Source organism: Streptomyces sp. NPDC016469, assembly GCF_040632905.1.
Taxonomy (GTDB): domain Bacteria; phylum Actinomycetota; class Actinomycetes; order Streptomycetales; family Streptomycetaceae; genus Streptomyces.
This window is the reverse complement of the sequence record NZ_JBEYCQ010000020.1, coordinates 107,349-133,298: the sequence shown is the minus strand read 5'-3', so window position 1 is coordinate 133,298 and position 25,950 is coordinate 107,349. Positions and strand designations below refer to the sequence as shown.

The 25,950-nt window shown below is 70.8% G+C and carries 26 protein-coding genes; 11 read left to right on the top strand and 15 right to left on the bottom strand.

Annotated features, from left to right (window positions below; translation table 11 throughout):
* Window positions 1-61: 61 nt before the first annotated feature.
* The 4 genes from ABZ565_RS23335 to ABZ565_RS23320 form a co-directional block, all read right to left on the bottom strand.
* A complete protein-coding gene (locus tag ABZ565_RS23335) occupies window positions 62-370 on the bottom strand; it encodes a hypothetical protein (RefSeq protein ID WP_018101695.1) in 309 nt (102 codons plus the stop codon).
* A 279-nt stretch (window positions 371-649) separates the two neighbouring features.
* The gene (locus ABZ565_RS23330) at window positions 650-1,339 is read right to left on the bottom strand and encodes a DUF402 domain-containing protein (RefSeq protein WP_361030059.1); all 690 of its coding nucleotides are present in this window, start codon (window positions 1,337-1,339) and stop codon (window positions 650-652) included.
* Between the two features lie 81 nt (window positions 1,340-1,420).
* Window positions 1,421-1,858 (bottom strand): hypothetical protein, encoded by a 438-nt coding sequence (locus ABZ565_RS23325; RefSeq protein WP_361030056.1) that lies wholly within the window; start codon window positions 1,856-1,858, stop codon window positions 1,421-1,423.
* A gap of 74 nt (window positions 1,859-1,932) precedes the next feature.
* Window positions 1,933-2,715 (bottom strand): DUF4232 domain-containing protein, encoded by a 783-nt coding sequence (locus tag ABZ565_RS23320; protein ID WP_361030053.1) that lies wholly within the window; start codon window positions 2,713-2,715, stop codon window positions 1,933-1,935.
* A 287-nt stretch (window positions 2,716-3,002) separates the two neighbouring features.
* Between ABZ565_RS23320 and ABZ565_RS23315 the strand changes: the two genes are divergently transcribed.
* A complete protein-coding gene (locus tag ABZ565_RS23315; RefSeq protein ID WP_361030050.1) occupies window positions 3,003-4,166 on the top strand; it encodes a hypothetical protein in 1,164 nt (387 codons plus the stop codon).
* 2 nt (window positions 4,167-4,168) lie between these two features.
* On the opposite strand, the gene ABZ565_RS23310 is transcribed toward ABZ565_RS23315, so the two are convergent.
* Window positions 4,169-5,359 (bottom strand): low temperature requirement protein A, encoded by a 1,191-nt coding sequence (locus ABZ565_RS23310; RefSeq protein WP_361030047.1) that lies wholly within the window; start codon window positions 5,357-5,359, stop codon window positions 4,169-4,171.
* Between the two features lie 194 nt (window positions 5,360-5,553).
* Here ABZ565_RS23310 and ABZ565_RS23305 point away from each other — a divergent pair, with 194 nt between their 5' ends.
* The 6 genes from ABZ565_RS23305 (at window position 5,554) to ABZ565_RS23280 (ending at window position 12,231) form a co-directional block, all read left to right on the top strand.
* Entirely contained in the window at window positions 5,554-7,251 is a 1,698-nt protein-coding gene (locus ABZ565_RS23305) for a hypothetical protein (RefSeq protein WP_361030044.1), read from the top strand.
* Window positions 7,252-7,431: 180 nt separating this feature from the next.
* The gene (locus ABZ565_RS23300; protein ID WP_361030041.1) at window positions 7,432-7,812 is read left to right on the top strand and encodes a hypothetical protein; all 381 of its coding nucleotides are present in this window, start codon (window positions 7,432-7,434) and stop codon (window positions 7,810-7,812) included.
* The gene (locus tag ABZ565_RS23295; RefSeq protein ID WP_361030038.1) at window positions 7,809-9,611 is read left to right on the top strand and encodes an alpha/beta hydrolase; all 1,803 of its coding nucleotides are present in this window, start codon (window positions 7,809-7,811) and stop codon (window positions 9,609-9,611) included. Before ABZ565_RS23300 ends, ABZ565_RS23295 begins: the two co-directional genes overlap by 4 nt.
* A 98-nt stretch (window positions 9,612-9,709) precedes the next feature.
* Window positions 9,710-10,165: a hypothetical protein gene (locus tag ABZ565_RS23290; protein WP_361030035.1), complete on the top strand. Its 456-nt coding sequence runs from the start codon at window positions 9,710-9,712 to the stop codon at window positions 10,163-10,165.
* 82 nt (window positions 10,166-10,247) lie between these two features.
* A complete protein-coding gene (locus tag ABZ565_RS23285; RefSeq protein WP_361030032.1) occupies window positions 10,248-11,258 on the top strand; it encodes a bifunctional lytic transglycosylase/C40 family peptidase in 1,011 nt (336 codons plus the stop codon).
* A 241-nt stretch (window positions 11,259-11,499) separates the two neighbouring features.
* Window positions 11,500-12,231 (top strand): phosphatase PAP2 family protein, encoded by a 732-nt coding sequence (locus tag ABZ565_RS23280; protein WP_361030029.1) that lies wholly within the window; start codon window positions 11,500-11,502, stop codon window positions 12,229-12,231.
* Window positions 12,232-12,467: 236 nt separating this feature from the next.
* On the opposite strand, the gene ABZ565_RS23275 is transcribed toward ABZ565_RS23280, so the two are convergent.
* Window positions 12,468-14,063, bottom strand: coding sequence for an FAD-binding oxidoreductase (locus ABZ565_RS23275; protein WP_361030026.1), 1,596 nt, complete (start codon window positions 14,061-14,063; stop codon window positions 12,468-12,470).
* Between the two features lie 39 nt (window positions 14,064-14,102).
* Window positions 14,103-14,276 carry a hypothetical protein gene (locus tag ABZ565_RS23270; RefSeq protein WP_343242270.1) on the bottom strand — a complete coding sequence of 58 codons (174 nt, stop codon included), beginning with the start codon at window positions 14,274-14,276 and terminating at the stop codon, window positions 14,103-14,105.
* 190 nt (window positions 14,277-14,466) lie between these two features.
* On the opposite strand from ABZ565_RS23270, the gene ABZ565_RS23265 reads away from it, so the two are divergent.
* Window positions 14,467-15,327, top strand: coding sequence for a hypothetical protein (locus ABZ565_RS23265; protein WP_361030023.1), 861 nt, complete (start codon window positions 14,467-14,469; stop codon window positions 15,325-15,327).
* Window positions 15,328-15,434: 107 nt separating this feature from the next.
* A complete protein-coding gene (locus tag ABZ565_RS23260) occupies window positions 15,435-15,635 on the top strand; it encodes a hypothetical protein (RefSeq protein WP_361030020.1) in 201 nt (66 codons plus the stop codon).
* 4 nt (window positions 15,636-15,639) lie between these two features.
* Here the strand turns inward: ABZ565_RS23260 and ABZ565_RS23255 are convergent, their stop codons facing one another.
* On the bottom strand, window positions 15,640-16,017 hold the full coding sequence (locus tag ABZ565_RS23255) for a metal-sensitive transcriptional regulator (protein WP_361030017.1): 378 nt from the start codon (window positions 16,015-16,017) through the stop codon (window positions 15,640-15,642).
* A gap of 200 nt (window positions 16,018-16,217) precedes the next feature.
* Between ABZ565_RS23255 and ABZ565_RS23250 the strand changes: the two genes are divergently transcribed.
* Together ABZ565_RS23250 and ABZ565_RS23245 are read left to right on the top strand one after the other, a co-directional pair.
* Window positions 16,218-16,838, top strand: coding sequence for a DUF47 family protein (locus ABZ565_RS23250; protein WP_164401152.1), 621 nt, complete (start codon window positions 16,218-16,220; stop codon window positions 16,836-16,838).
* A gap of 5 nt (window positions 16,839-16,843) precedes the next feature.
* Window positions 16,844-17,842, top strand: coding sequence for an inorganic phosphate transporter (locus tag ABZ565_RS23245; protein ID WP_361030013.1), 999 nt, complete (start codon window positions 16,844-16,846; stop codon window positions 17,840-17,842).
* A 122-nt stretch (window positions 17,843-17,964) separates the two neighbouring features.
* Here ABZ565_RS23245 and pstB read toward each other — a convergent pair whose 3' ends face one another.
* The 7 genes from pstB to ABZ565_RS23210 all read right to left on the bottom strand — a co-directional run bounded on the left by pstB (window position 17,965) and on the right by ABZ565_RS23210 (window position 25,949).
* Window positions 17,965-18,741 carry a phosphate ABC transporter ATP-binding protein PstB gene (pstB, locus tag ABZ565_RS23240; RefSeq protein WP_143625604.1) on the bottom strand — a complete coding sequence of 259 codons (777 nt, stop codon included), beginning with the start codon at window positions 18,739-18,741 and terminating at the stop codon, window positions 17,965-17,967.
* Between the two features lie 27 nt (window positions 18,742-18,768).
* Window positions 18,769-19,857, bottom strand: coding sequence for a phosphate ABC transporter permease PstA (pstA, locus tag ABZ565_RS23235; RefSeq protein ID WP_361030009.1), 1,089 nt, complete (start codon window positions 19,855-19,857; stop codon window positions 18,769-18,771).
* Window positions 19,854-20,840 (bottom strand): phosphate ABC transporter permease subunit PstC, encoded by a 987-nt coding sequence (gene pstC / locus ABZ565_RS23230; protein WP_361030006.1) that lies wholly within the window; start codon window positions 20,838-20,840, stop codon window positions 19,854-19,856. Before pstC ends, pstA begins: the two co-directional genes overlap by 4 nt.
* 129 nt (window positions 20,841-20,969) lie before the next feature.
* Window positions 20,970-22,106 carry a phosphate ABC transporter substrate-binding protein PstS gene (gene pstS / locus ABZ565_RS23225; protein WP_361030003.1) on the bottom strand — a complete coding sequence of 379 codons (1,137 nt, stop codon included), beginning with the start codon at window positions 22,104-22,106 and terminating at the stop codon, window positions 20,970-20,972.
* 177 nt (window positions 22,107-22,283) lie between these two features.
* Window positions 22,284-22,697, bottom strand: a complete 414-nt coding sequence (locus tag ABZ565_RS23220; protein WP_361030000.1) for an NUDIX hydrolase — start codon at window positions 22,695-22,697, stop codon at window positions 22,284-22,286.
* Complete coding sequence (locus ABZ565_RS23215) at window positions 22,694-23,710, bottom strand: CHAD domain-containing protein (protein WP_361029997.1); 1,017 nt, start codon at window positions 23,708-23,710, stop codon at window positions 22,694-22,696. Before ABZ565_RS23215 ends, ABZ565_RS23220 begins: the two co-directional genes overlap by 4 nt.
* The gene (locus ABZ565_RS23210; RefSeq protein ID WP_361029994.1) at window positions 23,697-25,949 is read right to left on the bottom strand and encodes an RNA degradosome polyphosphate kinase; all 2,253 of its coding nucleotides are present in this window, start codon (window positions 25,947-25,949) and stop codon (window positions 23,697-23,699) included. Before ABZ565_RS23210 ends, ABZ565_RS23215 begins: the two co-directional genes overlap by 14 nt.
* Between the last annotated feature and the right edge of the window lies 1 nt (window position 25,950).

Sequence of the window (25,950 nt, the reverse complement as noted above, 5' to 3'; positions counted from 1 at the left end):
GGCACGACGGACGGATGGGAGGGGTGGGGCGGACGAGCCCCCGGGCGGGAGTGACGCCCGGTCAGACCGCCATCCCGTACACAATGGTGAACAGGGTGCCGAGCGATCCGATGATGAACACACCGGTCAGGCCGGCCACGATCAGCCCCTTGCCCTGTTCAGCGCTGAACGTGTCGCGCAGAGCCGTCGCGCCGATCCGCTGCTTGGCCGCTCCCCAGACCGCGATGCCGAGGCACAGCAGGATGGCGATCGCCATCACCACCTCGATCATCACGCGGGCCTCGTTGCCGAGGGTCCCGAACGGCCCCCAGTTCGGGGCGATTCCGCCGATGATGGTGGTGATGTCGCCCTTTTCCGCTGCCAGGATCATGTAAGTCACCGCCCCAGTTGGGTAGTTCACCGCCCGTACCGCATGGCACGGGTCACTCTCTATCTTCGCTGATGAAACTGCTTTCGTACGACGGCTTCACGGCTCTCTTTACCCGGATCTCGCACATTTGACCGGTCTGACCGCCCTGACCTGCGGTTCGAATCGGTGTATGGGCGAAATGCGTATGGTTACTCTGTGTATCACGCAGAGTGACGTCGGGCAACGATCGTCATCACGCCAAGCTGGCCGAGATGCCCGCCAACCGCCGGATCATGCACTTCATGGCAGGGGAGGCGAGGTCGGAGCGCCCATCGGGCGCAGCAGCGGGTGGCGCGGGGTCGGTGGACGCGAAGGGGTTTTCCAGTACGGCGGTGGCCGGAAGTCGCACCAGGAGCCGTCGAAGGGAAAGGTTCCGGCCTCGGCGAGCTGTGCGACTGTCGCTCCTTCGGACCGGATCGCGCGTGCTTCCTCGGCCGTCCAGTACGCGGGGTGGCCGGTCTTCTCGGCGAAGGACCGCTCGTCCTTCCAGCTCCACGTGCGGTCCGGGGCGACGTTGATGTCCAGCTCGTGGTCGGCGATGTCGATGTCCGCACCGTGATGTACGCGTCGTTCGAGGTTGACGTACCAGCCGCGGAACTTGTGTCTGCGGCCGAAGAGCCACAGCACCGAGTGGGCCGCTCCCGTCGGCTGGTAGAACAGCGCGTCGCCCATCGGCCAGCGGCCGGCGACGACGGGGAAGCCCTCGGCCGGGCGCTCGCGGGGGTCGATGTCGCGCAGGTGGGTGACGCCGCGCGGGAGGGCGGTGTGCCACATCGGGGTGCCCGATTTCATCCACACCAGTTGTCCGGCGTCCGTTCGTTCGACCAGGCGTACGGGTACGGAGGCGCTGAGGTGGCCACCTATGAACAGGTTCCAGTGCAGGATCTCGCCCGGTGTGCCGCTTGCGGTGTCCCTGTTGTCCTCTTTCATGCGATTGATCATTCCCGCCGCGCGTGCGCCGGACACGTACGGGGCACGAGGCGAACGGTCCTGACGGGGTGTCGCCCGTCGTCAGTCGGTGGCGATGCCCCGGCTCGCGAGGACGTCGGCGTCGAACGACATGCCGATTCCGCAGTCGTCCACGCCGCTGATCAGCCGGAGGTTGGGCAGCAGGTCCAGGTCTTCGAGTGAGCCCACGTCGAAGAGGTCGTCCTCTCCGTCCCAGACCGGGGCGCACTCCTGGTACACCTCCAGGCCGCCGTCGAGGACCAGCGTCTTCACGGTGGCCAGCAGCTCGGTGCTGATCTCCAGTGCCTCGAAGTGGGCGCGGGCCTCGTTGAGGACGGTGAAGGCGAGGTCGTGCTCGTAGGCGTAGGTCTGCGGGTCCTGGTCGATGCCCTTGGCCTTGAGGCGGTCGGCTATGCGGAACGCCGGGGTGAGCGTCTCGTCGTTGTACATGAGCTGTTCGATGACGAGCAGCTTGAAGTTGAAGTCGCGGAAGGCGGGCATGGCAGGGATCGTAGCGGTGCCCTCGGACAGGCCGTCGTGGTCCGTCCGAGGGCACCGTCACGGCCCGGTGGGGGTCAGGGCTTCGAGTTCGCCTGCTTCATGGAGGCCACCGCGTCGGCGACCGTGCGCTCGTACAGGCCCAGCTTCGGGGTGCCGACCTTCACGTCGGGCCCGAGCGGGAAGTTGAGCTGCTCGGCGTTGGGCATGTGGTCGCCGTCGGCGAGTACGTTCAGCTCGTTCACCCAGGTCACGCCGTTCCCGCCGCCCGGGTTGAGGTCGATCACCGCGATCGCGGCGGTCTTCGGCTTCACCGGGTACGCCGGTGCGCCGCCGAGGCCGCCCGGGACCAGCGGGAGGATGTCGCCGCTGTGGTCCGTGGCGTTCGCGGCGCCCAGGCTGACGCGCGGGAAGTAGCTGAGGCCGCAGGAGTTCCTGCCGGTGTTGTTGACCTCGATCACGTGCTGGGTGGCCGAACCCTCCCGGGCGTACACGCGCACCGACAGGTCGCTGCTCTCGCAGGGGTGCTTGTACGCGTAGCCGTCACTGGTGTCGCCGCCGGCGGCGCCGCCCGTGGAAGCGCCCGTCTTCGCTGCGCCCCCCTTGGACGTGCCGGTGCTGGAGGTGACCGCGTCCGTGGAGCCGCCGCCCGTCTCCGCACTGTCGGCCGCCGTGTCGCCCTGGTCCTGGGCGGTGTCCTTCGCGGCCACGGTGGCGTCGGCCGAGGCGGTGTTGTCGGCCGGGCCGGCCGCCTTCGTCCCGCCGCCGTCCCCGCCGCATGCGGTGAGGGCGAGGGCGAGCACGGCGGTGGCGGCGGCGCCGAGGACGGCGGTGCGCTTGCGGTTGCGGATCGTACGCATGGGATTCCCCGAATGTGTGGCGGTCGATGGAGCGGTCGGTGCAGACGTGGCCCGGATCTGCGGCGAACCGCTCCCCCTCCGGACCGTCTGACAGGGGAAGCCTCCCGTGCGCCGCTCATGTTCTGCTAACGCCTGCCTGACGTCCCGCTGACGTCCCTCGAAGGAGGGCTTCGGCTCCCGCGTGACCCGGTGTCCGTGCGGGAAAAAGCTCGTCCGCGCGTGACTTCGGCGGTCCGATCACCGTTAGATGTGATGTGCCCAAGCCTGTCGTGTCCGCCGTGCCGCCCGTGACGACCGCTTCCGCCGGAGACGGTGCCGCCGCCTCGTCACCGCCCTTCCTGCTCACACCGCGCCAGGGGGAGGGCGCCCGTGCGCTCCTCTCGTACGTGGCCGGCCTGCCGTTGGAATCCGTCGACGCGCGGCTCCTCGCGGTCGTCGTGGCGATCCGGGCCGCGCGGACGGGGGCGGGCAACCTCACGGGGACGGACCTGCGGTCGTTGCGGCTGGAGGACCCGGAGGGCGCCCTGGCCGAACTGACCTCGGCGGGCTGGGAGGTGCCCGGCCGGCTCATCGGCGGGGAACCGGATGTGCCGTACGCCATCGTGGTGCCGGACATGGCCCCGGGGCCCGGTCGCGCACTGCCCCTCGGCAAGGACGCGCGGTCGCGGGTGTCGGGCTGGTCCATGCGTACGAGGCTGGCCAAGCCGGTACGGAAGGGGGCGCCGGCGGTCCGGCTGGCCGCGCTGTTCCTGGCGGCCCACTGCTCCGACGAGCTGGTCGGCCGTGCGCCGGCCGAGCTGCCCGCCGCCTGCTACGGGGCGGTGCCCGTGCTCCTGGAGAAGGGGTTCCTCGCCGAGGTGTCCGGGCAGACCTACCGGCTCGGCGCGTCGGTGGGGCACCTCGCGGGCCGGTTCCGTACCCCGGAGGAGCTTGCCGCAAGCGCGCGGGAGGAGGAGGAACGGCGAGCGGCCCGGGAGGCGGCGGCCACCGCCGAGCCCACTCCGGAGAGCTGGGCGGCCTGGAAGTCCGGCATCAGCCCCGCGCTGCTGCGGCACACGGAGGCGGTCGAGTCGTGCGGGCTCTGTCGTCTACCCTTCGCGCGGGTCGCTCCTGCGTTCATGTCCGGGCCGTCCCCGCTGCCCGCGCCCCGGGCCGCTCTCGACGCGTACGAATCCTGGCGGGAAGCCCACCCGGACTGTGGGCGCGAGGCGGCCCTGTTCACCGTCGGGTTCCGGGCGGAGCACGGCCATGGGCCGTCTTACAGCCAGCTGTGCAAGGGGCTGAGGTGGAAGAAGCTCGGGCGGGAGCTGCGCGGTCTCATCGTGCACACCCTCATCGCCGAGGGCTGGCTGACCTCCACGCCCCCCGTGCCGTGGACCCTGCGGCCGGGGAAGACCGCCCATGCACAGGGGATCGCCCTGCCCGGGCAGGCGGTGCGGGCCGGCCGCTGAGGTCAGTGCGCGGGCTCGGTACGGCTGTCCGTGGCCCGGGCGGCCAGCAGCAGGGTCGCCGCGATGAGCAGTGCGGTGATGATGCCCGTGGTCAGGATGGGGGACGGGGCGTATGTGGCCGCCAGGACCGCGAGTACCGCCACCGGGTGGAGCACGTCGGCCCCGCGGCGAAGCCCCGCGGTGCGGTGGTGCAGCAGCCAGACGAGGGTGATGAACACGGCGACCGGCACGGTGTAGACGGCCGCCGCCGTGCGGTCGGAGATGTAGCCGTGGCCCGCGGTGTGCGCGACGTTGAGGGCGAGCCCGGCACCGACCGCCGCCGCCGACGCGAAGACGAGGTAGTGGCCGTACCCCCACAGCAGCGCCGTACGCAAGCTGTTCAGAAGGCGGGGTGCGCTCTGCGCGAAGTACAGCCACCACAGGGCGAATACCGTCAGGAGACCGCCCGCGACCAGTGCGGCGAGGTCGCCGAGTGCCGCGTGCGTGTCCAGCGCGGCGCGTACGGCACCGGTGGCGGCGGTGATGGACTCGCCGAGCACGATCAGCGTGAACAGGCCGTACCGCTCGGCGATGTGGTGCGGGTGCCAGGTGGTGGTGGTTTTGCGTTCGGCCAGTGCGGGAACGGCCATCTCCGCGAGGACGAGGACCGCGAAGGTCACGAGACCGGTGTCCTCGGGCAGGGCCAGCCGTACGACCCAGCCGATCTGCACCAGGAGGATCCCTGCGGCGTACCCCAGGCAGGTGCGGCGCCGCTCCGGGTCCGAACGGGCGGCGCGCAGCCACTGCGTGACCATGGCGAGCCGCATGATCACATAGCCCCAGGTGATGACGGTGAAGTCCTCGTGTTCCAGCGCCTCGGCGGCGCCCGCCGCGAGGACGAGCGCGCCGGTGATCTGTACGAGCGTCAGCAGCCGGTACGGGACGTCGTCGGTGTCGTACGCGGAGGCGAACCAGGTGAAGTTCATCCAGGCCCACCAGATGGCGAAGAAGGCCATCGCGTAGCCGAGGACGGCGTGGCCGATGCGGCCCGCCGAGAGTTCGTGTTCGAAGGCGGAGGCCGCCTGGGCGACGGCGGCGACGAAGCAGAGGTCGAAGAAGAGTTCCAGCATCGTCGAGGCGCGGTGCTGCTCGTCGGCGCGGCGCGCCACCATGGGCCGGTGCCAGAAGCTGGGGGAGGGGGACGTTGAGCTCATGGGGGCGCATTCTTCCGGCTGGGCGGGGTAAGCACGCGTGAACCGCGCCCGGTGAAAAGTGCTGGCGGAGTGTGACGGGGCTCTGCCACACTCCGCGCCATGACCTATGGAATTGAGAACCACCCCGCCCGTTGAGCGCCCCGGAAGAGCGCGGAGCGCTCACTCCCCGGCCCTCCTCCCTGTACGCGTGCGCGTTGCGTGTCGAACACGCCGAGCCCGACGGGCCGTGGTGCCGGGCTGACGCGGCGCCGCCCGTACCCCGCCGCGTCCCGTCCAACCGGGTCAGCCGGGATTTCACCAGGACCAGGGACGAGCTGACCCGTCTCCTCGGCCCGTTGCTGGCCGCCCCCGATCCCGTCGAGGCGGCGGTGGTAGTGCACCGGAGCCTCGACGCACTGGACCCGCCCGTCAGACACCGCACCCTGCGGCTCCTCGTCGCCGGGATGCCGGTGGAGAACGAAGGACGGGCGCGGGCGCTGGCGCGCGTGCTCGTGCGTACGGGGACCGGCTACCCGGCCGTCTGCACCGGGCTGGCCCTGCTCACCGAGCTGGGCGAGCCGCAGGACGTGCCGTATCTGTGGACCCTCGGCCGGCTGCGTACCCTGGTGCGCCCCGTCGTCCACGCGCTCGACGCCCTCGACCGGCCGGCCGGTGCGCTGCTCGAACTCCACAACCACCACGGCCCCGTGGCCTTCCGGCCGTTGCTCGCCGCGCTCGACGCGGGTGACCGTACCGCCGTACGGGAGCGACTGGTCGCGCTGCCGGAGGACCTGGCACCCGAGGTGGCGCGGCGGGTGGCGGAGGCGTCCCGGCTCGCCGATCTGCTGGCGGAGGTCCCCGGGCTTCCGGCCCCTGCGGGCGCCGAACTGATCGCCAGGACCGGGCGGCTGCTGTTCCTCATGACCACCCTCCGCGACTACCGGCCCGAGATCCTCTCCTACCCGGACGCCCCTCGCGCGTACGAAGCGTTCGCGCGGGGCGCCGGCCTCCTTCCCCCCACGCTCGACCACCATGCGCTTCTCCTGTCCGCCGTCCAGGAGCTGCGGACGGGACCCGCCGTGCTGCACGACTGGGGTCCCGGGCAGCGCGAGGCGGCCCTGTCGGAGCTGACGGCCGTCCTGCACCGGCCGGAGTGGCGTGCGGTTCCGGGCGGGGAGGGCGACGACACCGGCGTGCGGCGGCGGGTCGCGTGGGTACGGCGTACGCGGGCGCAGGTGCTCGGTGCTCCGCGCTCCCCGGGTGCGCGGTTGCGCATCGCGGTCCATGAGCGTGATCCCGGGGATCCGGCCACCGTCGAGGCGCGCGTCCTTGTCGACGGGTGTCCCCTGGTCCCGGACTACTTCGGCCGGGGACCCGCCGGCTCCCCCGAGGAGTTGCTGTTCCCCGGCACCCTGCGGGCCACGGACGAACCGCGCGAGGTGCGGCTCGCCGAGGCGTACTGCGCCGAGGGCTGTTGCGGTGCGTTGTACGTCACCGTCCGGCGGGACGGGGATCAGGTCGTCTGGTCCGGCTGGCGTTGCCCCGTTCCGCCGGGCGGCAAACGTGAACTGCCCGAGCTCCGCTTCGACGCCGCCGCGTACGACGCCGAGATCGCCCGTGCCGAGGGTGACGAGAGCTGGATGTGGCCGGCCCGCCGGGCCGCCCGGCTGATCGCCGACGGGCTGCGCGGCCGGCCGGACCTCCTCGCTCGTTGGAGCGTCCGGTTCGACTGGGCCGGGACGGCCTTCAACGACCCGGACGAGACGCTGATCAGCCTCTTGTACGACGTCGAGGAGGGCCACGTACGGCAGCTTCTGTGGCGCATCCCCGAGGACGGCATCCCGCCGGAGGAGCGTGCGGTGGCCGCGTTGCGCCGGCTGGGCGAGGAGGACCCGAGAGCGTATGGGCGTTAGCGCCGGTCCACCGTTCGGGTGATCCGTGGGTGGGGGCGAGGCGTTGGCGGGGCCGGGGTGCGGGGGTGTGCCCGCTCCCCGGCCGCTTGGTGTCCGGCGTGTCGCGGTTGCCGCGTTTGGCACAGTGCCGCTCCACGATCTTCGTGATCAAGAACGGGGTGAGCGATGAGTGGTTCGCGGTTGAGGCTGGTCGATCTCGCGGGTGGCGGTTCCGCCGGCGGGGGCGGCCCTGCCGCCGGGGACGAGCTGCGGCACAGCGGTGGGGCGTGGTTGCGGGCGGCCGGGGGCGCGGAGGGGATGGGTGCGCATCTGGGGCCCGTACGCATGGAGCTGGCGTCGGCGCACGAGGGGGTGCTCGCCGGTACCGCCGGTCTGAACTCGCTCGCCGAGCTGGGCGCCGTGCGGGAGTCCTGGGTGCGGCGGGTCGAGTCCGCCCGCCATGAGTGCGGGGCGCTCGCGGGCAGCCTGCGCGCTGTCGCGCGGGCGCAGGGCGAGACGAATGAGTCCGTGCGGTCGTCCTTCTCGCCCGTCGCGCGCCGGACCCATGGGGTGGAGCGGTGACTGCTCTGTCCTCCACGTTGACGTGGACTCAGTTACGCGACCTCAAGTGCGCCGAACTGGAGAGCGCGGCGGATGGCTGGGGCAAGGCGAGCAACCGCGCGGATGCCGGGCGGGACCGCATCGATAAGCAGTTGCTCGTCGGTCTGCGCGAGTCCCAGCACGGCGCGGCGGCCGACGCGGCGGTGGGGCGGCTGCGGCGGATGAGCCGGAACCTGCAGTACGTGTACACCGAGTGCGGGCTGATCCGTACCGCGTTGAACAGCCTCGCGCACGAGATGCGGGTGCAGCAGGGGGTGCTGCGGCGCGCGTTGGAGGAGGCGGAGTCGCTGAAATTCATCGTGCACGCGGATGGGTCGGTGTCGTTTCCGCCCGGGCCCGGGGGACTGTTCGACGGCGATCTGCTGCCCGGTGGCACGGCCCGGGTGACCGCCATGCCGGGGCTGCTGCCTCCCTCGGGGCTGATCGCCCCGGACACCCATGCCGCAAAGGCGCGGGACATCTCGGACCGGGTCACGGGGGCGGTGAGTGCGGCCGCCCGGGTCGACTGGCGCTTCACCCGGATCCTGCGCCGGCTCCGTGCGGAGGAGGGCCTGCAGGTCCCGGACCGCACGTGGACGGACGCGGCGGGCGACGCGGCGGCGGTCCGGGAGGCCGCGCGCGGCTACCTCAAGTCCCGCATCCCCCGTGACGCGACACCTGCGGCGCGGCGCGAGTGGTGGGCCCACCTGACGGACGAACAACGCGAGGAGTACCTCGCGGTGTACCCGGACCAGATCGGCAACTTGGACGGCATCCCGTCCCTGATCCGCGACACGGCGAACCGCGACAACCTCCAGCTCTTGATCGGCAAGCTGGAGGGGCGGGATGACGAGGTGTCCCGGGTGCGGTTGGCGGGGTTGCGGGAGATTCACCGCCAACTCGATGAGGGCGGCCAGCCGCCGATGTACCTGCTCGGCATCGGGGACGAGGGGAACGGGCGCGCGATTGTGTCGTACGGGAACCCGGATACGGCGCGGAATGTGGCGGCTTATGTGCCGGGGTTGAATACTTCGTTGGACGAGGATTTCGCTAGGGGGGACCTCAAGCGGGCGAGGGACACGGCCAAATCGGCAATGAAGTACGATCACTCAAGTGCCTCGATGGTGTGGTTGGGATATGACGCGCCACAGTTTCCGGACGGCTTGAGCAGCCTGGCTGTTGCGGGTGACGATAGGGCTGTCAAGGGTGGAAATGCGTTCAACCAGTTCATGGGAGGACTGGCGGCTACAAATGTGCATGAGGATCCGCATATGACAGCGATCGGGCACTCGTACGGATCGCGCACGGTAGGAGCTGCAACCCAGCAGTACGGTGGGATTCCAGGGGTCGACGACATCGTCCTCGTTGGAAGTCCCGGGGTTGGCGTGAATCGAGCAGAAGAACTGGGTGTGGGCAAGGGGCACGTCTTTGTGGGTGCGGCGGAGAATGACGTTGTGACCAAGGTGCCGTCGGTGCGCCAGGTTGCCGCAGGGTTCTTTGGGCTGACCGGAGGGGCCGCGACTGCGCACTTGTTTGGGGAGGCTGCGGATCCGGGGAGCGACGACCTTTGGTTCGGTAGGGATCCGGCGAGTGAAGCTTTTGGTGCCAGACGGTTTCCGGTGGCGCCCGGGCCCCGTCTCGTCAGCCCTGATGGGCTCTCGATCGATGCCCACTCGAATTACTTTGATGTCGAACCTCAACGAGACGCGATGTCGGCTGACAGTATCGCTTTGATCGCGGCTGGACGGGCCGACAAGGTCAAGGTGGAGGAGGCGCGGTGACGCGGCGAGCGTTGAGGCTGGGTGTGGTGTTGCTGCTATGTCTTCCCGCATCGGGTTGCGGAGGTGGTGATCGCACTAATGATGGAGGGGGTGCGGCCATGGATATGCAAGAGGCTGCAAATCGAGCCGATGGCATTCTGGATCAGGTCCTGAGCGAGATTAAGCCTGCGGTCCAATGGGCTCATGGGCCCACCAGTACCGGGCGTTGCGACGTTTCGCGGATGCGCGTCGTGATGACCGTTATTTCTGAGGAACGTCGCGGCAGCTTGCTAGGGGTTGTTGACCGCTTCTGGCGGAAGAGTGGGTACAAGATCAAGGCTGTTAACAAGGACGCCGACCTTCCCGCCATCTACGCTCAAACAAGTGACGGTTTTGGCGTCACACTGAGTGTTGGAGGGAAGGGCCAAGCCTTCTTCGAGGTGGATAGTCCCTGTGTCGAGGAGTCCGAGGTGGCGGAGTCGACGGCTCCGCCCAATGGGCCCTCCTACGATGGGGTGTATCCGCTGCCCCGCCCCAACGTCCGCGACGACTTCTGGTCCGCCGGCGCTCCCTGAGCGCCCCCGCGCTCCCCGTCATGACTCGTACACACCGTCGAAAACGCTCCCGAACCGTGCCCCGATGGGGGATGGTTGACGGGTGCGTAGATTCTGGGTGGCCGTCGGGGTCGGGGTCGGGGGGGCCGCGTGCTTTGTGGCGTTGCTCGTTGTGGGGACCTACTCCGCTGCTGCCGGGCTCGTCGGGGGGGCCGGTGGGGGGGCCGTCGCGTTGGCCAAGGGGGCTGTGCCGGCCAAGTACCAGGGGCTCGTCCAGAAGTGGGGGAACCTCTGCTCGGCCATCAACCCGGCTCTGCTCGCCGCACAGCTCTACCAGGAGAGCGGCTGGAACCCCCGCGCCGAGAGCTCCGCGGCCGCGCAGGGCATCGCGCAGTTCATCCCCGGGACCTGGGCGGGGCACGGGATCGACGGGGACGGGGACGGGGACCGGGACGTGTGGGATCCGGCCGACGCGATCCCCTCCGCCGCGTCGTACGACTGCGAGCTCGCCGGGTACGTGAAGAAGGTGCCCGGTGACCCCACCGACAACATGCTCGCCGCCTACAACGCGGGGGCGTACCGCGTGATCAAGTCGGGTGGCGTGCCCGACATCGCCGAGACCGAGAACTACGTCAAGATCATCCGCTCACTGGAGCACAGCTTCGCCCGGCCCGTCGGCCGTGTGCAGCCGTCCCAGCAGGCGGCCGGGGCGATCTACTTCGCTCAGAAGAAGCTCGGCACCAAGTACCTGTGGGGCGGCAACGGTACGCCCGAGCAGGGCGGGCGGTTCGACTGCTCCGGGCTGACCCAGGCCGCGTACCGGTCCGTGGACATCGAGCTGCCCCGCGTCGCGAACGACCAGTACAACGCCGGGCCGCACCCCTCGCGCGACGAACTGCTCCCCGGGGACCTGGTGTTCTTCTCCGACGATCTGACCAATTCGCGTGCCATTCATCACGTGGGCCTGTACGTCGGGGGCGGGTACATGATCAACGCTCCGTACACTGGTGCGGTCATCCGGTTCGACAAGATCGACACGCCCGACTACTTCGGTGCCACACGCGTGACCAAGGACGGGGCCGCGGCGCTGCCGACCGCGCTGCCTTCCGCCTGACGTCCGCGTGCCGGTGGCCGGAACCCTCCGTGAAGCCCAGGCCCTGAACTGCGACGATGTGTCACTCTTCGATAACGTCATGGTGATCATTCGGTGGAGAGTGGAACGTACACGCGGGGCGCGTCGTTCTCTGGCTGGGCGCGTGAGTGATCGACGTGGACGAACCGAACACGGGGGTTCGTGAATCGCGGCGCACAGGGACGTGTGCCGCAGCAGCAGACAAGGCAAGGGGCCGCAGCAGATGGCTGGACTCGCACTGGATGGGTCGAACCCCGATGTCAGCCTGCTCTACGACATCAACGGGCTCGCCAAGTCCGCTCCCACCTGGTTCGACCGGGTCATGGAGTTCGTCGGAGAGTACGGGATCATGTTCGGCATGGTCCTCGTGGTCCTGTGGTGCTGGTGGAGCGTCCGCCGGCGCGGCACGGCCGAGGACTCCGTGTCGGCGGTGGCCGGGCTCGTCTGGGCCCCGCTCGCGGCCGGTATCGCCCTGCTCATCAACATTCCGATCCGTGGATTCGTGGAGCGGCCGCGGCCGTTCAAGGACCACTCCGGGCTCGACGTCCTGGTCGACGGGAAGAACGACTTCTCGTTCGTCAGTGACCACGCCACGATGGCGATGGCCCTCGGCGTCGGGCTCTTCGTCGCCCACCGGAAGTTCGGCATCGCGGCCATCGGGCTCGCCCTGCTGGAAGGCTTCTGCCGGGTCTACATGGGCGTCCACTACCCGACCGACGTCATCGGCGGCTTCGCCCTCGGTACGGCCGTCGCGCTGCTCCTCGCGCCCCTGGCCATGATGATGCTGACGCCTCTCGTGGCGGCCGTCTCCCGGTCCGCCCGCCTCGGCCCCCTCGTCCGCTCGCGCCGGCCCCGGGCAGTGGCCTCCGGCCGCGACGACGCGCTCGGCATCCCCGAGCCGCGCCCCGGTTCGCGCGGCGGCGGCTCCGACGGCGAGAAGGGCCTCGCGGCCTGAGCCCCGTCCACCTCATGTGTGCCCCGGAGCCCCATCGGGCGGCCCGGGGCACACGTGTACGCGGGCCCGGGGCACACGTGTACGCGGGCCCGGGGCACGCGTGTACGCGGGCCCGGGGCACGCGTGTACGCGGGCCAGAGGCCGGCCGGCGGGCAAGCCCCGGTGTCCGCCTCGGAGCCCTCGGGGGCCCCGACGACACCCGTCCGCATCGCCCCCAGCGAGCTCCGCGAGCCCCCTCAGACCCCCTGCGCGTACGTGAACAGCCCCTCCGGGTCGTACCGCTTCTTCACCTGGGCCAGGCGCGCGGCCCCCGAGCCGTAGTACGCGGAGCGCCAGTTGGTCAGGGACGGGTCCGTGTAGTTCTGGTACGCCGCCCCGGACGCGTAGGGGCGCATCGCCGCATGGGTGTCTTTCAGCCAGTTCTGCTGGGCGGTTCCCGGGGCCCCGGGGCGCCAGGCCCCGATGTACTGGGCGAGCATCCGCGAGCGGCGGTGGACGAAGGCCGTGGCCCCCGGGTCCACCCGGTTCACCGCTCCGCCCAGCGCGGTCAGCGCGACCGAGCCCCCGCCGCCCTGGCCCGGGGCGAGGCGGGTGAACGCCTGGACCGCGTCGAGCAGGGCCGACACGCCCGCCGGGGGCAGTGAGCGGTCGTAGAAGTCGGAGGCGGCGGCGTACGTCTCGCGCTGGAGGGCGCCCTGCGGGGTGCGGCCCGGCGTGGTCCCCGGGAGGTGGCACTGCGCGTCCGTGAGGCCCGAGCAGCCCGCGTACACGAGCATCGCCTCCCGGTAGTCGCGGCGGCGCAGCGAGACCGAGGTGGCGGAGGCGCCGATGCGGTCGGCGAGCCGGTCCACGGCGTTCTGCAGGTCCCCGTACGTGCCGAGGCTGAACGCCGAGACCGACACCGTCGGGTTGCTGCCGCCCGGCCCGGCGTCGAGGTGCGCGGCGGACCAGATCTCGTCGGGCTGGTCCGGGCCCCACTCCTGCCAGGCGGTGACGACGTCGCGGGCGCGCGACCAGGGCCAGGACATGTACGCGGTGACCGTCCGGGGGGCGGAGTGCGTACGGAAGCGGAGGCTCGTGACGACGCCGAAGTTGCCGTTGCCCGCGCCGCGCAGCGCCCAGAAGAGGTCGGGGTCGCGTTTGGCGTCGGCGGTGACCGTCCTGCCGTCGGCCGTGACGAGGGTGGCGGCCGTGAGGCTGTCGCAGGTCAGGCCGTAGGCGCGGGCGGCGACGCCGTGGCCGCCGCCGAGGGTGAGGCCGGAGATGCCGACCGTGGGGCAGGAGCCGCCGGGGATCGTCACGCCGTGCGCGGCCAGGCCCTCGTAGACGTCGAGGAGCTTGGCGCCGGCGCCGATCGTGCCGTCCGCGTCGACGCGGTCGAGCGACGCGACGTCGATGACCAGGCGGCCGTTGCCGCTCGACCAGCCGGCGTACGAGTGGCCGCCGCTGCGGATCGCGACCGGCACGGAGGCGCGGCGGGCGAACGCCAGGCACTCGCGGACGTCGTCCTCGTGCCGGACGTAGGCGATCCCGGCCGGTTTCCGGTCGTCGAAGCGGGTGTTGTAGAGCTGACGGGCGGTCGGGTACGCGGTGTCGCCGGGGCGGATCAGCGGCCCGTCGAGGCTCTTGGCCAGTGCGGACCAGTCGGCCGGGCCGGAGGGCTTGGAGGGTTTGGACGCCGAGGGCGGCGGGGACGACGCGGGCCTGCTGGAGCCCGTGGTGTCGCCGGGGGCGGGGTCCGTTGTGTCGGTGTCCTCGCACGCGGTGGCGGTGGCGCCGGTGAGTACGGCGGCGCCCGCCGCGAGGAGCGTGCGCCGGTTCGGTGGGGTCATCGGACCTCCGGTGTGGGGGAGAGGGGGGAGGGCCGGTGGTCAGGCCGTGGTGCGGTGCTCCTCCGCGTCCGCGCGGGCCCGGTCGCGGGACCGGCGGGCGGGCCCGGACCAGCCGCAGGCGCAGCGGGCGGTGCAGAACGAGCCGCGTTCGACGGTGGTGGGTTCATGGGCGGGGCGGGCCGGCGGGACCTCGGCGGCGTGTCGGTCGTACACGCGAACACGGTACTGGGCGGGGCACCCCGGCCGGGAGGGGTCCGTCAACCGCGAGGGGGCGCTCGAACCACCCGAGGACCGCGGGGACGGCGCCAATCGGGGGCGTGGACGTTACAGGGGGCACGGGCCGTCGTTATGCGAGGCGGACACGACCTCGGGCAAGCGGTTCGGCGTTGGGGATGGGCAGGCGATGGTGGTGCAGCAGCACAGGTCCGGAGGCGGGGTGCGCGTCGCGCGCGCCCTCGTCGCGGTGGGCGTGGCGGCGGCGGCCGCCGGGTGCGCCGGTGGTGGCGGCGCCGACCGTGCCGCGGCGGCCGCGGACGCCCGGGACGGCGGCGCCCAGGTGGTGCGGCGGGCGGCGGCGGTGCTCGCCGGGGACGGCGTCGCGAGCGCCGAGGTGAGTACGTCGATGGAGACGGCCGCCGGGGGCACCCGGGTGACGATCAGGGGCTCGGGGGCGTACGACTTCCGGGCCGGTTCGGGACGGCTGAAGGTGGTGTTGCCGCCCGACGCGGCGGGCGAGGAGGAGCACCGGCCGATCACGGAGCTGCTGGCGCCGGGTGCGCTGTACATGATGAACCGGGGCGCGGGGGTGCCCGCCGGCAAGTGGGTGCGCATCGACACGACGGCCCTGGAGGACGGCAACCTGGTCACCGGCGGGGTGACCGATCCGCTGGCCGCCGCCGAGCTGCTGCGGGGCGCGGGGGCGGTGACGTACGTGGGTGAGACGGATGTGGCCGGGGTGGCCGTGCGGCACTACCGGGGCACCGCGGACATCCGCCGGGCGGCGCGGCTGGCGGCGCCGGGTGCGCGGGCGGCGCTGGGGGCGGCGGCGAAAGGGTTCCGCACGCGGGCCGTGCCGTTCGACGCGTATCTGGACGAGCAGGGGAGGCTGCGCAAGGTGCGCCACCGGTTCAGCTTCGCCAACGGGGGCCGGGCGGCGGAGGTCGTCTCCACGACGCTTCTGTACGGGTTCGGTGTGCCCGTCACCGTACGGCTGCCGCACGACCGGGACATCTACACCGGTGAGATCGAGCAGGGACGGGCGTGAGATGAGTCGCACGGGCCCCGCATGGGTGGGGGCGAAATGGTCCGTCCGTGCCATGCGCGGTGCGTGTCGGGATCTCTACCCTGGGAAGCCGGTAACGGCAGTGAGAGGTGAGTGACGTGGTGACGCTCAGCCCGACCGTATCGGACCATGTGGCGCTCGCCGAGATCGAGCTGTGCGGGGAACTGATGATCGCCGCGTCCGCGGCGGTCGGGGAACGGCTCAGTGCGGACCGGATCGACGAGGTGCTCGATGTGAAGGTGAGCACCGACCGCACCACCGTCCCCCGGCAGGGCGGCCACCGGGGCTGAGGGGTCAGGTGCGCAGCAGGCGGGCGATCGCCTTGGTGGCCTCCTCGACCTTCGCGTCGACCTCGTCGCCGCCCTTGAGGGCCGCGTCGGCGACGCAGTGGCGCAGGTGCTCCTCCAGGAGCTGGAGCGCGAAGGACTGCAGGGCCTTGGTGGACGCCGAGACCTGGGTGAGTATGTCGATGCAGTAGACGTCCTCGTCCACCATGCGCTGGAGGCCGCGGATCTGGCCCTCGATGCGGCGCAGGCGCTTGAGGTGTTCGGTCTTCTGGTGGTGGTAGCCGTGTATTCCGCGGTCGTGGTCGGTGACGATCGCTTCCACGGGGGCGGCGCCGGGTGCCGCGTCCGGTGAGGGCCCGGTCCCCATGGCCTCGGTGGTGGTCATTGCTGCCTCCCGTTTTCCCTTTACCCTGCCGTTTATATACCCCTGGTGGGTATATCCTAACGAATTCAGCTGAAACGTGACCGGGGTCCCGTGCTGATCACTGTGCCTGATGCGCGACACTGAAGAATGCCGGTTAGCCGTGGCCGGATGATGCGCCTAGCATCAGCCTGACCGAATCCAAAGCACCCCGAGGACCCCACGTGCGCTTTCGTCTGACCCCCAGGGAGACGAGCTTCTACGACATGTTCTCCGCATCCGCGGACAACATCGTCACGGGCTCGAAACTCCTGATGGAACTGCTCGGGGCGGATTCGTCCTCCCGGGCCGAGATCGCGGAGCGCATGCGGGCAGCGGAGCACGCGGGGGACGATGCCACCCACGCGATCTTCCACCAGCTGAACTCCTCCTTCATTACGCCGTTCGACCGGGAGGACATTTACAACCTCGCGTCGTCGCTGGACGACATCATGGACTTCATGGAGGAGGCCGTCGATCTGGTCGTGCTGTACCAGATCGACCAGCTGCCCAAGGGTGTGGAGCAGCAGGTCGAGGTGCTGGCGCGGGCGGCCGAGCTGACCGCCGAGGCCATGCCGGGTCTGCGCACGATGGACAACCTCACCGAGTACTGGATCGAGGTCAACCGTCTGGAGAACCAGGCCGACCAGATCCACCGCAAGCTGCTCGCCCACCTCTTCAACGGCAAGTACGACGCCATAGAGGTGCTGAAGCTGAAGCAGATCGTGGATGTGCTGGAAGAGGCTGCCGACGCGTTCGAGCACGTCGCGAACACGGTGGAGACCATCGCGGTCAAGGAGTCCTGAACCACGTGGACACCTTCGTACTGATCGTGACCATCGGCGTCGCGCTCGGCTTCACCTATACCAACGGCTTCCACGACTCGGCGAACGCGATCGCCACCTCGGTCTCGACGCGTGCGCTGACGCCGCGTGCGGCGCTGGCGATGGCGGCCGTGATGAACCTCGCGGGCGCGTTCCTGGGCAGCGGGGTCGCCAAGACCGTCAGTGAGGGCCTGATCGCGACGCCCGAGGGCAACAAGGGGATGGGCATCCTCTTCGCCGCGCTCGTCGGTGCCGTCATCTGGAACCTGGTCACCTGGTACTTCGGCCTGCCCTCGTCGTCCTCGCACGCGCTGTTCGGCGGGATGGTCGGCGCGGCGCTGGCCGGCGGGACGATGGTGCACTGGGGCGGGGTGCTCGACAAGATCGTCATCCCGATGTTCGTGTCGCCGGTGATCGGCCTGGTGGTCGGTTATCTGGTGATGGTCGCCATCATGTGGATGTTCCGGAGGACGAACCCGCACAAGGCGAAGCGCGGTTTCCGCATCGCGCAGACGGTCTCGGCCGCGGGTATGGCGCTCGGGCACGGTCTCCAGGACGCGCAGAAGACGATGGGCATCGTGGTGATGGCCCTGGTCATCGCCGACGTCGAGTCCCCGAGCGATCCGATCCCGGTCTGGGTGAAGCTGGTCTGCGCGCTGATGCTGTCGCTCGGTACGTACGCGGGCGGCTGGCGCATCATGCGTACGCTCGGCCGGAAGATCATCGAGCTGGACCCGCCGCAGGGCTTCGCCGCCGAGACGACGGGTGCCTCGATCATGTTCGGTTCGGCGTTCCTCTTCCACGCGCCGATCTCGACCACCCATGTGATCACCTCGGCGATCATGGGTGTGGGCGCCACGAAGCGGGTGAACGCGGTGCGGTGGGGTGTCGCGAAGAACATCATCCTGGGGTGGTTCATCACGATGCCGGCCGCCGCGCTGGTCGCCGCCGCGAGTTACGGGGTCGTCTACCTGATGTTCGGCTAGCCGGACGGGTTTGGTTTCGTGGGTCCGCCCCGCACTCCCTCGGGAGTGCGGGGCGGACCCCTTTCGCCTTGTGGTGGCACCGCCATGCAGCACCCCAAGGCCGTACGGGAGGGCCGGGCGGATCAGCCGAAGCGGCCGGAGATGTAGTCCTCGGTGGCCTGGACCGACGGGTTGGAGAAGATGCGTTCCGTCTCGTCGATCTCGATGAGCTTGCCGGGCTTGCCGACCGCCGCCAGGTTGAAGAACGCGGTGCGGTCCGAGACGCGTGCCGCCTGCTGCATGTTGTGGGTGACGATGACGATCGTGAACCGTTCCTTGAGCTCGCCCACCAGGTCCTCGATGGCGAGGGTGGAGATCGGGTCGAGGGCGGAGCACGGCTCGTCCATCAGCAGCACGTCCGGCTCGACGGCGATCGCGCGGGCGATGCACAGGCGCTGCTGCTGACCGCCGGAGAGGCCGGAGCCGGGCTTGTTCAGCCGGTCCTTGACCTCGTTCCACAGGTTCGCGCCGCGCAGGGACTTCTCGACGATGTCGTTGAGGGCGCTCTTGCGGTACGAGCCGTTGAGGCGCAGGCCGGCCGCCACGTTGTCGAAGATCGACATGGTGGGGAAGGGGTTCGGGCGCTGGAAGACCATGCCGACCGTACGGCGTACGGTCACCGGGTCGACGTTCGTCCCGTACAGGTTCTCGTCGTCCAGGAGCACCTTGCCCTCGACGCGGCCGCCGGGGGTGACCTCGTGCATACGGTTCAGGGTGCGCAGGAAGGTGGACTTGCCGCAGCCGGAGGGGCCGATGAAGGCGGTCACCGAGCGGGGCTCGATGGTCATGGAGATGTCGTCTATCGCCTTGTGGCTGCCGTAGTAGGCCGACAGTCCGCTGACGTCGATGCGCTTGGCCATCTGAATCACTGCTGCTTTCCGCCGGGCCTAGCGGCCGGCCTTGGGGGCCTTCCAGCGGGCGATTCCGCGGGCCACCAGGTTGAGGATCATGACGAAGGCGATCAGGACCAGGGCCGCTGCCCAGGCGCGGTCGTAGGACGCGGCCTCACCGATCTTGTACTGCTCGTAGATGTAGAAGGGCAGTGACGACTGGGCGCCTTCGAAGGGGTTGGTGTTGATCAGCTGGCTGCCGAAGACCAGCAGGATGATCGGGGCGGTCTCGCCGGCGATGCGGGCGACGGCGAGCATGACGCCGGTCGCGATGCCGCCGATCGCGGTCGGCAGGACCACCTTCAGGATCGTGCGCCACTTCGGGATGCCGAGGGCGAGGGACGCCTCGCGGAGCTCGTTCGGGACGAGCTTGAGCATTTCCTCGGTGGAGCGGACGACGACCGGGATCATCAGGATCGTCAGGGCGAGCGCGCCCATCAGGCCGGACGGTTCCAGGCCCGCGATGAGCATGATCGAGAGGATGAAGAGACCGGCCACGATGGACGGGATGCCGGTCATGACGTCCACGAAGAAGGTGACGGCCCTGGCCAGCGCGCCCTTGCCGTACTCCACCAGGTAGACGGCGGTGAGCAGGCCGAGCGGGGCGGAGATCAGGGTGGCGATGCCGACCTGTTCCAGGGTGCCGATCAGCGCGTGGTAGACGCCGCCGCTGGCCTCGGGCCCGAGGACACCGGCCATCGAGTGGGTCAGGAAGTAGCCGTCCAGACGTTCGGAGCCGCGGCTGACGGTCGTCCAGAGCAGCGAGGCGAGCGGGACGACGGCGAGCAGGAAGCACACCCAGACCAGGCTGGTGGCGAGGCGGTCCCGGGCCTGGCGCTGGTTCTCGACCACGCTGGTGGTGACGTACGAGATGACCAGGAAGAGCAGCGCGGAGACCAGGCCCCACTGCACGCGGCTCTGCCAGCCGGCGGCGAGGCCGATGCCGATGCCGAGGGCCACGGCGACGACGGCGAAGCCGAGCGGCGCGAGGCGCGGCAGGGACCGGCTGCTGAGGCTGTTCCTCGGGGCGGCCGGTGCGGGCGTCGGGAGCTCCTGGACGCCGGGGGTGGTGGTGGCGTGGCTCATGCGTTGGCCCCCGAGTACTCCTTGCGGCGGGCGATGATGAGCCGGGCCGCGCCGTTGACCAGCAGGGTGAGGACGAAGAGGACCAGGCCGGAGGCGATCAGGGCGTCCCGCCCGAACGCGTCGGCCTCGCCGAACTTCGCCGCGATGTTCTGGGCGAACGTCCCGCCGCCCGGGTTGAGCACGTGCAGCGAGATCAGGAAGTTCGGGGAGAGGACGGTGGCGACGGCCATCGTCTCGCCGAGCGCGCGGCCGAGGCCCAGCATCGACGCGGAGATGACGCCGGAGCGGCCGAACGGCAGGACCGAGAGGCGGATGACCTCCCAGCGCGTGGCGCCGAGGGCGAGCGCGGCCTCCTCGTTCATCCGGGGGACCTGGAGGAAGACCTCGCGGCTGACGCTGGTCACGATCGGCAGGATCATGATGGCGAGCAGGATGCCGACGGTGAAGAGGGAGCGGGCGACGCCGATCTCGGTCTTCTCGAAGACGTACGTCCAGCCGAAGAACTGGTCGAGCCAGAGGTTGAGCCCCTCCAGGTACGGCACGAGGACGAGGGCGCCCCAGATGCCGTAGACGATGCTCGGGACGGCGGCGAGCAGGTCGATGACGTACGCGATCGCGCCGGCCAGCTTGCGCGGGGCGTAGTGCGAGATGAACAGGGCGATGCCGACGGCGACCGGGACCGCGATGGCCATCGCGATGACGGAGCTGATGACGGTCCCGAAGAGCAGGACGGCGATGCCGAAGACGGGCGGGTCACCGGCCGGGTTCCAGTCGAAGGTGGTGAGGAAGCTGCCCTCGTCCTTCGAGATGGCGACGGCGGCGCGGTAGCTCAGGAACACGGCGATCGACGCCATGATCACCAGGAGCAGGATGCCGGAGCCGCGCGAGAGGCCGAGGAAGACCCGGTCGCCGGTGCGGCCCGTGGACCGGGGGCCGGATCGCCTGCCCGGTGGGGTCTGTATCTGTTGTGTGGTGGAAGCCATGGTCTTTCCGGTCTGTGTGGGGGAGCCGGGGCTCCCCTGGCGGCGGTGCACCGGAGGGGCTGGGTTCGGGGCCGGTCCGGAGGGGTGTTCCGGACCGGCCGCCGGATGCGCTGGGTGTCGTACGGCTGGTTACGAGAGGCCGGCGACGGTCTCGCGGACCTTGGCGTTGATCGCCTCGGGGATCGGGGCGTAGCCCGCCTCGGTGAGGAGCTTCTGGCCGTCCGCCGAGGCGGTGTAGGTCAGGAAGGACTTGACGGTGCCGAGGGTGTCCGCCTTGTTGCCGGTGTCGCAGACGACCTCGTACGTGACGAGGACGAGCGGGTAGGCGCCGTCGGCCTTGGTGGTGTAGTCGAGGTCGAGCGCCAGGTCCTTGCCGGTGCCCTTGACCTTGGCGGCGGCGATGGCCTTGGAGGCGTTCTCGGAGGACGCCTTGACCGGGGCGGAGCCGCCGGTGTCGATGTCGACCGTGGAGATCTGCTGCGAGGTGGCGTAGGACAGCTCGAAGTAGCCGATGGAGCCGTCGACCTGCTTGACCTGGGTGGCGACGCCGGAGGAGCCGGACGCGGCCTGGCCGCCGGGGGCGGGCCACTTCTTCTCGGCCTCGTACTTCCAGTCCTGCGGGGCGGCGGCGCCCAGGTACTTGCCGAGGTTCTGCGTGGTGCCGGAGTCCTCGGAGCGGTGGAAGGGCTGGATCGCCTTGTCCGGCAGCTTGGCGTCGGGGTTGAGCTTGGCGATCGCCTCGTCGTTCCACTTCTTGATCTTCGTGTCGAAGATCTTGGCGAGGGTCGGGGCGTCCAGGGTCAGGCTGTCGACGCCTTCGAGGTGGAAGCCGACCGCGATCGGGCCGCCGACCATCGGGAGGTTGATGCCCTGGCCGGACTTGCAGATCTTCTTGGAGTCGGCGACCTCCTCGGGCTTCAGCGCCGAGTCGGAGCCGGCGAAGCCGACGGTGCCCTGGTTGAAGGCGACGATGCCCTCGCCGGACGAGGAGGAGTTGTAGTTGATCTCCACGCCGGAGCAGGCGGCCATGTACTCCTTGACCCAGAGGTCCATGGCGTTCTTCTGCGCGCTGGAGCCGGAGGCACGCAGCTGGCCCTTGGCACCGTCGCACTTGACGTTGGACGCGGCCTTCGTCTTGGCCCCGCCGGTGGCGGAGGTCTCGCCGCTGTTGTCGTCCGAACCGCACGCCGTGAGGACCAGGGCGCCGGAGACGGCGAGGGCACCGAGCGCGGTGGCACGAAGCCGGTTCTTGCGCTGAAGCTTCACTTTCGGGTGTTCCTTCCAGAAGCCGCCGCGGCTGCTGTTGCGGGCGGCGTGCGACGCGGGCGGTGCAGTGGCTGACCGCTGCACCCGGTAGGTCTGAAATTAGGCAGAACAGGTGACGCGGTTTACGGGGGTGAGTGAACGGAGAGTGAACCGTGGCGGGCGGCCCGGTTCCGGGCCCTACGCCTCCGGCAGCGTCTTCAGCGCCGCGTCCAGCACCTCGCGGTCGCGGGGCTGCGTCAGGCGCTCGCGGGCGGTGTCCGGCCGCAGCCACACCACCGCGTCCACCTCGTCGTTCGGCGTGAAGGAGCCCGTCGTGGCCTCGGCGGACCAGTACGTGACCTCCTTCGGGCGGCCGTGCGCGACGTACCGGACCATGGGCAGCACGGCCCCCGGCACACAGTGGTGGCCCGTCTCCTCCAGGACCTCGCGGACCGCCGCCTCCCGCGGGGACTCGCCGCGCTTCAGCTTGCCCTTGGGGAACGACCAGTCGTCGTAACGCGGCCGGTGTACGAGGCACAGCTCCAGGCCCCCGGCGGGCGGGGGCGGCCGGCGCCACAGGACGCAGCCCGCCGCCCGCACCGTGCCGCTCACGACCGCGCCGCCCCCGTCGTCGCGTAGGGCCAGCTCTCGCGGAAGACCGCGCGCGCCGCCTCCACCTCGTGGCGCTGGTCGGCGTGGAGCACCCCCAGGGCGTACGCGGTGGCCGGGGCGATCCTGGGGGTGCGGGCGGCCGTGGCCGCCGCGCCGGCCGCCTCCGCCGCGTCCCGGTGCAGGTCGAGGGCGTGGCCGGGGGCGGCCAGGACCGGGTCGGGGGCGCCGTGCACGACCTCGTGGGCGTAGCGGTGCAGCCGGAGCAGCAGGCGGGTCTGGTGCCAGGGCGCGTCGTGCGCCTCGTTGTACGGCTCCGCCGACTCGTCGGAGGGCAGCGCGGCGACCGCCCCGAGCAGCCGCTGCTCCGCCCGGCCCGCGGGTTCGGCCAGCAGCTCACCGGCGGGGCCGGCCGCGGCGGGGGAGAGCGGGACCTCGGAGGCGAGCAGGGCGACCGCGTCGGCCACCGCGTGGAAGCGGGAGGAGCCGAGGGCCTGGAGGGCGGTGGAGTGGGCGCGGGTCCGGGCGAGGGTGAGCTGCCGGTCGAGGAGCGCGCCGGCCCGGGCGGCGCCGACGCCGAGGACGGGGCGGCCCTGGCCCGCGGATTCGCCGGGGGTGCGGGCGGCCGGGAGGGCGGGGTCGCCGGAGAGGCCGTGCAGTGCGTCGAGGAGCCGGGTCAGCCGGTCCGCGTACGCGTGTTCGCGGGCGAGGGTGCCGGAGAGCCAGGACAGTTCGGTGCGCAGCTGCTCCGCCCAGAGCGGGTCGAGCGCGGTGCGGAAGGTGCGCAGGGTGGCGCCGATCCGGCGGGAGGAGCGGCGCAGTGCGGTGGCGGCCTGTTCGGCGGCGCGCGGACCGGCGTCCGTGGGGGCGGTGTTCTCGCGGTGCAGGCGCAGACTGCGCAGGAAGTCCGCGGCCTGGGTGCGCAGATAGGGGCCGAGGACCGCCCCCGCGCTCACGCCGGTGATCTCCGGGGCGTGGGCCGGGGGGGCCTGGGTTTGCTGGTCAGGGCGTCGCACGCCGGCGCCTCCGGGCGTCAATGAGCATTTCCTGTACGTGCCGCAGGGGTTTGCCGTCCGTGTCCACGGAGTGCCGGGTCCAGTTGCCGTCGGGGCCCAGGTGCCAGGAGGAGGTGGTGTCGGCCATGCCGGTCTCCAGGAGGCGGCTGAGCGCGGCGCGGTGGGCGGGGTCGGTGACCCGGACCAGGGCCTCGATGCGGCGGTCGAGGTTGCGGTGCATCATGTCGGCGCTGCCGAACCAGACTTCGGGTTCGCCGCCGTTGCCGAAGGCGAAGACCCGGGAGTGTTCGAGGAAGCGGCCGAGGACCGAGCGGACCCGGATGTTCTCGGAGAGGCCGGTGACGCCGGGGCGGATCGCGCAGATGCCGCGTACCCAGATGTCGACGGGGACGCCGGCCTGGGCGGCCCGGTAGCAGGCGTCGATGATCGCCTCGTCCACCATCGAGTTGACCTTGATCCGTACGTAGGCGGGGCGGCCCGCGCGGTGGTGCGTCACCTCCTTCGTGATGCGGGCGACCAGGCCGTCGCGCAGCGACTTGGGGGCGACGAGGAGGCGGCGGTAGGTCTCGCGGCGGGAGTAGCCGGAGAGCCGGTTGAAGAGGTCGGAGAGGTCGGCGCCGACCTGCGGGTCGGCGGTGAGCAGCCCCAGGTCCTCGTAGAGCCGGGCCGTCTTCGGGTGGTAGTTGCCCGTGCCGACGTGCGAGTAGCGGCGCAGGGTGTCGCCCTCCTGGCGGACGACGAGGGAGAGCTTGCAGTGGGTCTTCAGGCCGACGAGCCCGTAGACGACGTGGCAGCCCGCCTCTTCCAGTTTGCGGGCCCACTTGATGTTGGCCTGCTCGTCGAAGCGGGCCTTGATCTCGACCAGGACGAGGACCTGTTTGCCGGATTCGGCGGCGTCGATGAGGGCGTCCACTATCGGTGAGTCGCCGGAGGTCCGGTACAGCGTCTGCTTGATCGCGAGGACGTCCGGGTCGCCGGCCGCCTGCTCCAGGAACGCCTGGACGGAGGTGGAGAAGGAGTCGTACGGGTGGTGCAGCAGCACGTCGCGCTCGCGTACGGCCGCGAAGATGTCCGGCGCGGACGCGGACTCCACCTCGGCGAGGTCGCGGTGGGTGCCGGCGATGAACTTGGGGTACTTCAGCTCGGGGCGGTCCAGCGACGCTATGCCGAAGAGGCCGGTGAGGTCGAGGGGGCCGGGCAGCGGGTAGACCTCGGCGTCGGACACCTTGAGCTCGCGGACCAGCAGGTCCAGCACGTACGGGTCGATGGACTCCTCGACCTCCAGGCGGACCGGCGGGCCGAAGCGGCGCCGCATGAGCTCCTTCTCCAGGGCCTTGAGCAGGTTCTCGGTGTCGTCCTCCTCGACCTCCAGGTCCTCGTTCCTGGTGACCCGGAACATGTGGTGCGCCATCACCTCCATCCCCGGGAACAGCTCCTCCAGGTGGGCCGCGATGACGTCCTCTATGGGGACGTAGCGCTGCGGCGACGCCTCCAGGAAGCGGGTCAGCAGCGGCGGCACCTTGACCCGGGCGAAGTGGCGGTGGCCGCTGACCGGATTGCGTACGACGACGGCGAGGTTCAGCGAGAGGCCGGAGATGTACGGGAAGGGGTGGGCCGGGTCCACGGCGAGGGGGGTGAGGACGGGGAAGACGCGCTGCCGGAAGAAGGTGAACAGGCGGGCCTGCTCCTTGTCGGTCAGCTCCGGCCAGCGGATCAGCTGGATGCCCTCGTCGGACAGGGCGGGGGCGATGTCCTGCTGGTAGCAGGCGGCGTGCCGGGCCATGAGTTCGCGCGAGCGGGTCCAGATCAGGTCCAGCACCTCGCGGGGCTGGAGGCCGGACGCGGACCGGGTGGCGACCCCGGTCGCGATGCGGCGCTTCAGGCCGGCGACCCGGACCATGAAGAACTCGTCCAGGTTCGACGCGAAGATCGCCAGGAAGTTGGCCCGCTCAAGCAGGGGCGTGGTCGGGTCCTCGGCCAGTTCCAGGACGCGTTCGTTGAACGCGAGCCAGCTGCGCTCCCGGTCCAGGAAGCGCCCCTGGGGCAGCTCGTCCCCGTCGACCTCGGGCTCGTACGCGTCGGCGTCGGCGTCGATGTCGGGGTCGAAATCGGCGGCGGTGGACAGGGCCGCGCCTCTCCCGGAGGGGGCGACGGCGTGCGGCCGGTGTGCGGCGAGGGCACCGACGGACGGCTGGGCGGCGGGCTGGACCGGGACCTCGGAGCTGGGCTGCTGGCTCATG

Excerpts from the sequence above, each read along its gene's own strand:
- pstB (WP_143625604.1), bottom strand. The coding sequence starts at position 18,741 with ATGGCCAAGCGCATCGACGTCAGCGGACTGTCGGCCTACTACGGCAGC.
- pstA (WP_361030009.1), bottom strand. The coding sequence starts at position 19,857 with ATGAGCCACGCCACCACCACCCCCGGCGTCCAGGAGCTCCCGACGCCC.
- ABZ565_RS23310 (WP_361030047.1), bottom strand. The coding sequence starts at position 5,359 with ATGAGCTCAACGTCCCCCTCCCCCAGCTTCTGGCACCGGCCCATGGTG.
- ABZ565_RS23290 (WP_361030035.1), top strand. The coding sequence starts at position 9,710 with ATGGATATGCAAGAGGCTGCAAATCGAGCCGATGGCATTCTGGATCAG.
- ABZ565_RS23325 (WP_361030056.1), bottom strand. The coding sequence starts at position 1,858 with ATGCCCGCCTTCCGCGACTTCAACTTCAAGCTGCTCGTCATCGAACAG.
- ABZ565_RS23320 (WP_361030053.1), bottom strand. The coding sequence starts at position 2,715 with ATGCGTACGATCCGCAACCGCAAGCGCACCGCCGTCCTCGGCGCCGCC.
- ABZ565_RS23265 (WP_361030023.1), top strand. The coding sequence starts at position 14,467 with ATGGTGGTGCAGCAGCACAGGTCCGGAGGCGGGGTGCGCGTCGCGCGC.
- pstC (WP_361030006.1), bottom strand. The coding sequence starts at position 20,840 with ATGGCTTCCACCACACAACAGATACAGACCCCACCGGGCAGGCGATCC.
- ABZ565_RS23335 (WP_018101695.1), bottom strand. The coding sequence starts at position 370 with ATGATCCTGGCAGCGGAAAAGGGCGACATCACCACCATCATCGGCGGA.
- ABZ565_RS23210 (WP_361029994.1), bottom strand. The coding sequence starts at position 25,949 with ATGAGCCAGCAGCCCAGCTCCGAGGTCCCGGTCCAGCCCGCCGCCCAG.
- ABZ565_RS23280 (WP_361030029.1), top strand. The coding sequence starts at position 11,500 with ATGGCTGGACTCGCACTGGATGGGTCGAACCCCGATGTCAGCCTGCTC.
- ABZ565_RS23330 (WP_361030059.1), bottom strand. The coding sequence starts at position 1,339 with ATGAAAGAGGACAACAGGGACACCGCAAGCGGCACACCGGGCGAGATC.
- ABZ565_RS23275 (WP_361030026.1), bottom strand. The coding sequence starts at position 14,063 with ATGACCCCACCGAACCGGCGCACGCTCCTCGCGGCGGGCGCCGCCGTA.
- ABZ565_RS23255 (WP_361030017.1), bottom strand. The coding sequence starts at position 16,017 with ATGACCACCACCGAGGCCATGGGGACCGGGCCCTCACCGGACGCGGCA.